Source organism: Roseomonas rosulenta, assembly GCF_016106005.1.
Lineage (GTDB): Bacteria > Pseudomonadota > Alphaproteobacteria > Acetobacterales > Acetobacteraceae > Neoroseomonas > Neoroseomonas rosulenta.
The window spans coordinates 1-7,782 of record NZ_JACADR010000217.1 but is presented as its reverse complement, the minus strand read 5'-3'; the positions used below and the strand labels follow the sequence as shown (position 1 = coordinate 7,782).

9 protein-coding genes are annotated in these 7,782 nt (G+C 73.6%); all 9 read left to right on the top strand.

Features of this window, described 5'->3' with window-relative positions; translation table 11 throughout:
* Positions 1-1,172 (top strand): glutamate-5-semialdehyde dehydrogenase (locus tag HW578_RS19915; RefSeq protein ID WP_198372461.1); only part of this gene is annotated, 1,172 nt, incomplete at its 5' end.
* Complete coding sequence (locus HW578_RS19910) at positions 1,169-1,948, top strand: hypothetical protein (protein ID WP_198372460.1); 780 nt, start codon at positions 1,169-1,171, stop codon at positions 1,946-1,948. The genes HW578_RS19915 and HW578_RS19910, both read left to right, overlap by 4 nt.
* A 130-nt stretch (positions 1,949-2,078) precedes the next feature.
* Positions 2,079-2,705 (top strand): nicotinate-nucleotide adenylyltransferase, encoded by a 627-nt coding sequence (locus HW578_RS19905; RefSeq protein ID WP_198372459.1) that lies wholly within the window; start codon positions 2,079-2,081, stop codon positions 2,703-2,705.
* 362 nt (positions 2,706-3,067) lie between these two features.
* Positions 3,068-3,610: a ribosome silencing factor gene (gene rsfS / locus HW578_RS27930; protein ID WP_232479141.1), complete on the top strand. Its 543-nt coding sequence runs from the start codon at positions 3,068-3,070 to the stop codon at positions 3,608-3,610.
* A gap of 1 nt (position 3,611) precedes the next feature.
* Positions 3,612-4,061, top strand: coding sequence for a 23S rRNA (pseudouridine(1915)-N(3))-methyltransferase RlmH (locus HW578_RS19895; protein ID WP_369407939.1), 450 nt, complete (start codon positions 3,612-3,614; stop codon positions 4,059-4,061).
* Between the two features lie 40 nt (positions 4,062-4,101).
* Positions 4,102-4,779, top strand: coding sequence for an NnrU family protein (locus HW578_RS19890; RefSeq protein ID WP_198372457.1), 678 nt, complete (start codon positions 4,102-4,104; stop codon positions 4,777-4,779).
* Positions 4,780-4,854: 75 nt separating this feature from the next.
* The gene (locus HW578_RS19885; RefSeq protein ID WP_369407938.1) at positions 4,855-5,718 is read left to right on the top strand and encodes an ion transporter; all 864 of its coding nucleotides are present in this window, start codon (positions 4,855-4,857) and stop codon (positions 5,716-5,718) included.
* A gap of 30 nt (positions 5,719-5,748) precedes the next feature.
* The gene (gene gpmI / locus HW578_RS19880) at positions 5,749-7,308 is read left to right on the top strand and encodes a 2,3-bisphosphoglycerate-independent phosphoglycerate mutase (RefSeq protein ID WP_198372456.1); all 1,560 of its coding nucleotides are present in this window, start codon (positions 5,749-5,751) and stop codon (positions 7,306-7,308) included.
* Between the two features lie 40 nt (positions 7,309-7,348).
* On the top strand, positions 7,349-7,782 hold a 434-nt coding region (locus HW578_RS19875), incomplete at its 3' end, for a hypothetical protein (RefSeq protein ID WP_198372455.1).

Genomic DNA, 7,782 nt, shown 5'->3' with positions numbered 1-7,782 from the left:
CGGCGAAGGACCTGGCCCTCGCGGAGGCGGCCGCCGCGCTGCGCCGCAGTGCGGCTGCGATCCTCGCCGCCAACGCCGCGGATCTCGAGGCCGCGCCCGGCCTGACCGCCGCTTTCCGCGACCGCCTGACGCTGACCCCCGCGCGCATCGAGGCGATGGCCGCGGGCCTCGAGGAGGTCGCCGCCCTGCCCGACCCGGTCGGGCGCGTGCTCACGGAATGGACGCGGCCCAACGGCCTGGTGTTCCGCCGCATCGCGCAGCCGCTCGGCGTGATCGGCATGATCTTCGAGAGCCGGCCGAACGTGACGGCCGATGCCGCCGCGCTCTGCCTGAAGTCGGGCAATGCCGTGATCCTGCGCGGGGGGTCCGAGAGCACGCGCTCGGCACTCGCCATCCATGCCTGCCTCACCGAGGGCCTGCGCGCCGCCGGCCTGCCGGAGGCCGCCGTGCAGGTCGCACCCACCGCCAACCGCGCCTTCGTGGGTGCGATGCTGCGCGCTGCGGGCCTGATCGACCTCATTGTGCCGCGCGGCGGCAAGGGGCTGGTCACGCGCGTGATGGAGGAAGCCCGCGTGCCCGTCCTCGCGCATGCCGAGGGGCTCTGCCACACATATGTCCACGCCGCCGCCGACCCGGCCATGGCGCGCGCCGTGCTGGCGAATGCCAAGATGCGCCGCACCGGCGTCTGCGGCGCGACCGAGACGCTGCTGATCGACGCCGCCGTCGCGCCGGCGCTGCTGCCGCTGCTGGTGGCCGACCTGCGCGCGCTCGGCTGCGACTTCCGCGCCGACGACCGCGCGCGCGCCATTGTGGCGGACCTGCCGGCGGCGACCGAGGCCGACTTCGCCACCGAATGGCTCGACGCCATCCTGTCGGTGAAGGTGGTGGACGGGATCGACGAGGCGCTCGCGCATATCCGCCGCTTTGGCTCCGAGCACACCGAGGCGATCATCACCGAGGATGCGCAGGCCGCGCGCGCCTTCCTCGACGGCATCGATTCCGCCGTCGGGCTGTGGAATGCCTCGACGCAGTTCTGCGACGGCGGCGAGTTCGGCTTCGGCGCCGAGATCGGCATCGCCACCGGCCGCATGCATGCGCGCGGCCCGGTCGGGCTCGAGCAGCTCTGCACCTATCGCTACCAGGTGATCGGCACCGGCCAGACCCGGCCGTGAGGGCCGCGGCCGTCGCCATCGCGCTGGCCGCGGCTGCCCTGCCGGCCAAGGCCGCCTGCCCGGACCTGGCGGAGGTCTCGACCTTCGCCCGCGCGCTGCTCGAACGCCGCGTGCCGCTGCCCTTCGCCCCGGGCACCGATCCCGGCTGCGCGCAGCAGCGCCTGGTTGGGATGCTGGCGCAGCCCTGGGGCGACATCGAGGGTTTCGCACTCGCCGCGGAGGTCGCGCCGCCGCTGCGCGGCGCGCTGTTCCACGCGAATTTCCGCGAGCGGTCCGGTGCGACGATCGAGGCGGCCTATGCGGCACGCCCCGCCATCGCGCCAGCCCTGCTGCTGACGATCGGGCGCGAGGGCGTGGAGTCCGCCGCCGATCCCCTCGCGCATGTCGCGCGCGTGGCGCCCTTCCTGGTGCTGCTGGACCTCGCGGCGATGCCGGCGGGCATGGACGCGGCCTCGCGCCGGGCGGGCAATCTCGGCCTGCGGCTCGGCGTGGTGGGAACCGCGGTGCCGCTGCGCGACACCTCCGCGCTCGGCGCCGCAGCCCTGCTGCAGGCGGACCACAGCACGGTCGCAAGCCTGCCGGGGCTCGGCCTTGCGACACGGCCCGCGGCGCTGCTCGGGGGGCTGGCACGCGAGGTCGCGGCTGAGGGCCGGCCGCTGCGCACGGGCGACCAGGTCGCGCTGATGGGACCCGGCGCGCCGGTCGCGCCGCGGGGGGGGGAGACCTGGCGCCTCACGGTGGAAGGTCTCGGCGCCGTGGTCGTGAACTTCCGCTGACCTGCCCTTCCCGCACCGGCTGCTGCGCAGGTAGCATCGCGCGACGCCGGAGGACCGAGACGATGCGTCGCATGCCCGCCTACGCCCTGCCCGCCGCGGCGCATCCGGCCGGCGTGAGCACGCATACCCGGTGACACCCGGGCGCTTCGGCGATTCCCGGCGGCGGCGGATCGGGCTGCTCGGCGGGTCCTTCAACCCGGCGCATGACGGGCACCGGCACGTCGCCGAGCGCGCGCGGCGCGCCCTCGGGCTCGACGAGGTCTGGCTGCTGGTCTCGCCGGGCAATCCGCTGAAGCCCCGGGCAGGCATGGCGCCGCTCGCGGACCGGCTGGCCAGCGCGCGGCGCATCGCGGATGGCCGCCGCGTGATCGCGACCGACATCGAGCACGCGCTTGGCACCCGCTTCACCGCCGATACGCTGCGGCTGCTGCGCCGGCGCTTCCCGCGCGCGGGCTTCACCTTCGTCATCGGCGCCGACAACCTGGTGCAGTTGCCGCGCTGGAAGAGCTGGCGCGGAATCGCCCGGCGCACGGCACTCGCGGTGCTGCCGCGGCCGGGCTTCACGCGCCCGGCGCTGAAGGGCCAGGCGGCGCAGGCGCTGCGCCGCCACCGCCGCGCCCCTGGGGCTGTCCGTGCGGAAAGGTTTGCGCCCCACGCGCCTTGGTGCTTGGTTCCGGCCCGAGAGCACGCCGCCTCCGCCACCGCCATCCGTGCGGCGAAGGCCTGGGGCAGCACGCGCGACAGGAGGGGGCCATAGCCCGCACGCCGAAGACCGAGACGACGAAGCCCGCGGCCAAGGCGGCCACGCCGAAGGCGAAGGCGAAGGCAACCGCTGCCACGAAGGCGAAGGCTTCGACCACGCCGAAGGCGGCAGCAACGACCACGCCGAAGGTTGTAGCAAGGAGCGCGCCGAAGGCGGCAGCAAAGGCCGCGCCCAAGGCCGGCGCGCCGAAGGCGAAGCCCACGGCGCCCAAGGCAAAGCCAGACGCGGGCAAGGCCGCGGTTGCCCCGGCGCGCAAGGTCCCGACGCCCGCCGCCACGGCCGCAAAGGCGCCGCGCGCCGCAGCGCCGAAGCGCGCGACCACCAAGGCCGCAGCGGCGCCGATCGGCAAGACCGCAATGGCGGAAAAGGCACCGCGCGCCAGCGCGGCGAAATCCGCAATCTCCACGCCTGCCGACCCGAAGCCCGCCGCAGCGGTGCGCAAGGCCACGGCGAAGGCAGTCGCGCCCAAGGCCGCGGGTGCCGCGCCGGCCAAGCCCGTCGCCCCGCGCCCTGCGCGGACGAAGAAGCGCGAGAAGCTCGCCCCCGACCGCCTCGCCCTGCTGGTCGATGCCGCGATGAAGTCGCTCGAGGACGACAAGGCCGAGAACATCGTGCTGCTCGATGTCACCGGTCGCGCCGACTACGCGGATCGCCTGATCATCGCCACCGGCCTGGTCGAGCGCCAGCTGCAGGCGATGGCGACGCACCTGGACGAAGCCCTGGGCAAGGCCGGACTCCATCTGCGCCGCGATTCGATCCAGGCCTCGGGCGACTGGGTGCTGATCGATGCCGGCGACCTGGTGATCCACCTGTTCCGCCCCGAGGCGCGCGAGCTATATCGCCTGGAGCGCATGTGGGGCCCGGAGAGCCCGGGGGCGGCCGACGCCACGCCCGGCTAGGATCCTCGCCGTCGGGCGCATGAAGCCGGGGCCGGAGGCGGCGCTGTATGCGCATTACGCCGCCCGGTTGCGCCCGCCGCCGGAGATCACCGAAATCCCCGAAGCGCGGGGCGCCGCGGGCGAGACGCGCCGCCGCGAAGGGGCCGCGCTGCTCGCCGCGATCCCGGCCGATGCGCTGGCCGTGGCACTCGACCTCGGCGGGGAACAGCCCGACAGCGCCCGCTTCGCCGCGCTGCTGGTGCGCTGGGAGGAGGCCGGGCGCACCCCCTGCTTCCTGATCGGCGGGGCCGAGGGTCTCGACCCCGCCGTGCTGGCGCGCGCCGACCACCGCATCGCGCTGGGCCCAATGACCTGGCCGCATTTCCTGGTACGCGGGATGCTCGCCGAGCAACTCTACCGCGCCCAGGCGATCCGGCAGAACCACCCCTATCACCGCGCTTGGCGGCCTTGAGGCTGGACGAGGGCGCGCCAGGGCGGCGAGACTGCGGCGCATGATCCTGTTGATCCTCGCGGCCCTGCTCTGGGTTTTCGTGCATGTCGGCGTCTCGGGCACCGCCCTGCGCGGGCGCATGGTCGAACGCCTGGGGGAGACAGGCTTCACCATCGCCTTCTCGGTCGCCTCGGTCGGCTCCATCGCGCTGCTGGCAACGGCCTGGCAGGGGGCGGAGACCACCCCGCTGTGGTTCGCGCCCGCCTGGCTGCGCTGGGTCCTGGCGATACTCACGCTGCCGGCCTTCGTGCTGTTCGCCTGCTCGCTCATCGGCAACCCCACCGCGATGGGCGGGTCGGGGCTGCTCGGCAAGGGGCCGCGCGGCATCCAGCGCGTCACGCGCCACCCGATGCTCAACGCTTTCGCGATCTGGGCGGCGGTGCATGTCGTGGGGAACGGCGACACCGCGGCGATCGTCTTCTTCGGCGCCTTCCTGGTCACGGCGGTGGCGGGGATGCCCTCGATCGACGCCAAGATGGCGAAGCGCCACCCGGAGGCCTGGCCGGGCTTCGCGGCGGCCAGTTCCATCCTTCCCTTCGGCGCCATCCTGGCCGGGCGCAACCGGCTCGCGCTCGGCGAGATCGGCTGGATCGCGCCGGCGATCGGTGTGCTCGCCTGGGCGGGATTCCTGCATTCCCACCGCCACATCTTCGGCGTGCCGGCGCTGATCCTGGGCTGACCCGCCGCTTGAGCCGGCCGCGGCCCGCCCCTATGTGGCGCGCGGGACGCGAACCGACGGGGGTTTCGGAAAAGGGTGCAGGAAGTTCTCACCGCCGCGGATGCGGCCGATACGCCGCGCGCGCGCGTTGCGCGCCTCGTCATGTCCACCCGCTTCCAGCGTACGGTCATCGGCCTGATCCTGCTGAACGCGGTCACGCTGGGGCTCGAGACGTCGGACGCCGTCATGGCCTCCTGGGGCGGCGCGCTGCACGCGATCGACGCCGCGCTGCTCTGGACCTTCACGGCCGAGCTCGGCTTGCGCATCTACGCCTTCCGCGGGCGCTTCTTCCGCGACCCCTGGGGCATCTTCGACCTGGTGGTGGTGGGTATCGCCTGGATGCCGGCGACCGGACCGCTGTCGGTGCTGCGCGCCCTGCGCGTGCTGCGCGTCCTGCGGCTGGTCTCGGTAGTGCCCTCGATGCGCAACGTGGTCGAGGCGATGCTGGCCGCCCTGCCGGGCATGGGATCGATCGTGCTGCTGATGGTCCTGATCTTCTACGTCTTCGCCGTGATGGGCGCGAAGCTGTTCGGCGAGGACCTGCCCGAGCAGTTCGGCGACCTGGGCAGTTCGCTCTTCACGCTGTTCCAGCTCATGGCGATGGATGATTTCGGCAACATCGTGCGCCAGGCGATGGAGAAGCAGCCTCTCGCCTGGCTGTTCTTCATTCCCTTCTCGGTCGTCGCCACCTTCGTGGTGCTGAACCTCTTCATCGGCGTGATCGTCGAGAGCATCCAGACCCTGCGCGAGGAGCGCGTCAGCGCCGATGCGGCCGTCGCGCAGGCGGCCTCCGATGCCGCCGCCTCCGCCGCCCATGCCGACCAGGTGACGCTGCTGCAGGAAATCCGCGCGCTCCGGGCCGAGGTCGCGGCCTTGCGGTCGGAGCGCGCAGGGGGCTAATCCAGCCCGAAGGATCGAAGGACCTTTCTCATGTCCAGCACCCGCCCTCGTCCCGTCATGCTCGTCATCCTCGACGGCTGGGGCTGGCGCGAGGATGCCGCCGACAATGCCGTGCGCCAGGCGCGCACGCCGGCCTTCGATGCGCTCTGGTCCTCCTGCCCGCACGCCTTCCTGCGCACCTCCGGCGCCGATGTCGGCCTGCCGGAGGGGCAGATGGGCAATTCCGAGGTCGGGCATCTCAATATCGGCGCCGGGCGCGTGGTCATGCAGGACCTGCCACGCATCGGCGCGGCCGTCGCGGATGGGTCGATCGCGTCGCTGCCGGCGCTCATGGGGCTGATCGCCGCGCTGAGGCGCACGGGGGGCACCTGCCACCTGATGGGCCTGCTCTCGCCGGGCGGGGTGCATGCGCACCAGGACCATGCGGTGGCGCTGGCGCGCATCCTCTCCGCCGCCGGCATCCCGGTCGCGATCCATGCCTGGACCGATGGCCGCGACACCGCGCCTCAGGCCGCGCCGGACTTCCTCGCGCGGTTCGAGGCGGACATCGCCGGACTGCCCGGCGTGCGGGTCGCCACCCTCACCGGCCGTTACTTCGCGATGGACCGCGACAATCGCTGGGAGCGCGTGAGCCAAGCGCATGATGTGATGGTCGCCGGCACCGGCGCGCGCGCAGCCTCCGCGCAGGCCGCTATCGCCGCCGCCCGCGCCGGCGGCAAGACCGACGAGTTCATCCCCGCCACCGTGATCGGCGACTACGCCGGCATGGCGGATGGCGACGGGCTGCTCTGCTTCAACTTCCGCGCCGACCGGGTGCGCGAGATCCTCGCCGCGCTGCTCGACCCCAGCTTCGAGGGCTTCGCGCGTGGCCGCGCCATCCACTTCGCCGCCGCCGCGGGCATGACGGAATACAGCGCCGCGCTGAACCCCTACCTCGCCACGTTGTTCGCGCCGCAATCCATGGCCGACATCCTGGGCGCGGCGGTGGCCGCGGCCGGGCTGCGCCAGCTGCGCATGGCCGAGACCGAGAAATACCCCCACGTCACCTACTTCCTGAACGGCGGCGAGGAGACGCCCTACGCCGGCGAGGACCGCATCATGGTCCCCTCCCCCAAGGTCGCGACCTACGACCTGCAACCCGAGATGTCGGCCCCCGAGCTGACGGACAAGGCTGTCGCCGCCATCGCCTCCGGTACCTATGACCTGGTCGTGCTGAACTACGCCAATGCCGACATGGTCGGCCATACCGGCAGCCTCTCCGCCGCGACGAAGGCCGTGGAAGCCGTCGATGCGGGCCTCGGCCGCATTGCCGAGGCCATCCGTACGGCGGGCGGCGCGCTCTTCGTCACCGCCGACCACGGCAATGCCGAGACGATGCGCGACCCGGCCACCGGCGGCCCGCATACCGCGCACACCACCAACCCGGTGCCGGCGATCCTGCTCGGCGGGCCGGCTGGTGCGGCCCTCGCGGATGGCCGGCTCGCGGATATCGCGCCGACGCTGCTGGCGCTGCTCGGCGTGCCGCAGCCTGCGGCGATGACCGGGCGGTCGCTGCTGCGCGACGGGCAGGCCAGGGTTGCCGCGGACTAGCGCAGGCCCCACGCGGCCGGAGCCAGCCGGCGGCGCGACCATGCGCGCCCGAACTGGCGGCGGCTTCCGCGCACCGGCAGGCCGCACCAGCGCGGCGACGGCGGATGCCGGGGCAGGGAAGGCGCCGCGCCAGGGCGGCGGGGCGTACTGCAAGCCCGACACCCTTGCGCCGATCGATCGCTTGGCAAGCGCGTCGATCCACCGCGCGACAAGGGCCTGGATCGATTTCGCGGCGCCCGCCCGCATGGATCTCGCGACGCGTGCCTTCATCGACCTCGCGGCGCGCAGGCGCATCCATACCGCGAGGCGCCGCGCGGCCCTTCTGCTCCCCCGCCTGGCGCTGGTGCTGGGCCTGCTCGCCGCCCTCCCCGCCGCCGCACTCGCCCAGCCGACCCGCGAGGCCATCCAGGACGCCCGCCGCGCGGCCGAGGCCGAACGCGCCGCCGCCGCCGATGCCGCACGCCTCGCACGCGA

Bases quoted from the DNA above. Each gene is read 5' to 3' on its own strand.
- rsfS (WP_232479141.1), top strand. From the start codon at position 3,068: ATGGCGGAAAAGGCACCGCGCGCCAGCGCGGCGAAATCCGCAATCTCC.
- HW578_RS19890 (WP_198372457.1), top strand. From the start codon at position 4,102: ATGATCCTGTTGATCCTCGCGGCCCTGCTCTGGGTTTTCGTGCATGTC.
- gpmI (WP_198372456.1), top strand. From the start codon at position 5,749: ATGTCCAGCACCCGCCCTCGTCCCGTCATGCTCGTCATCCTCGACGGC.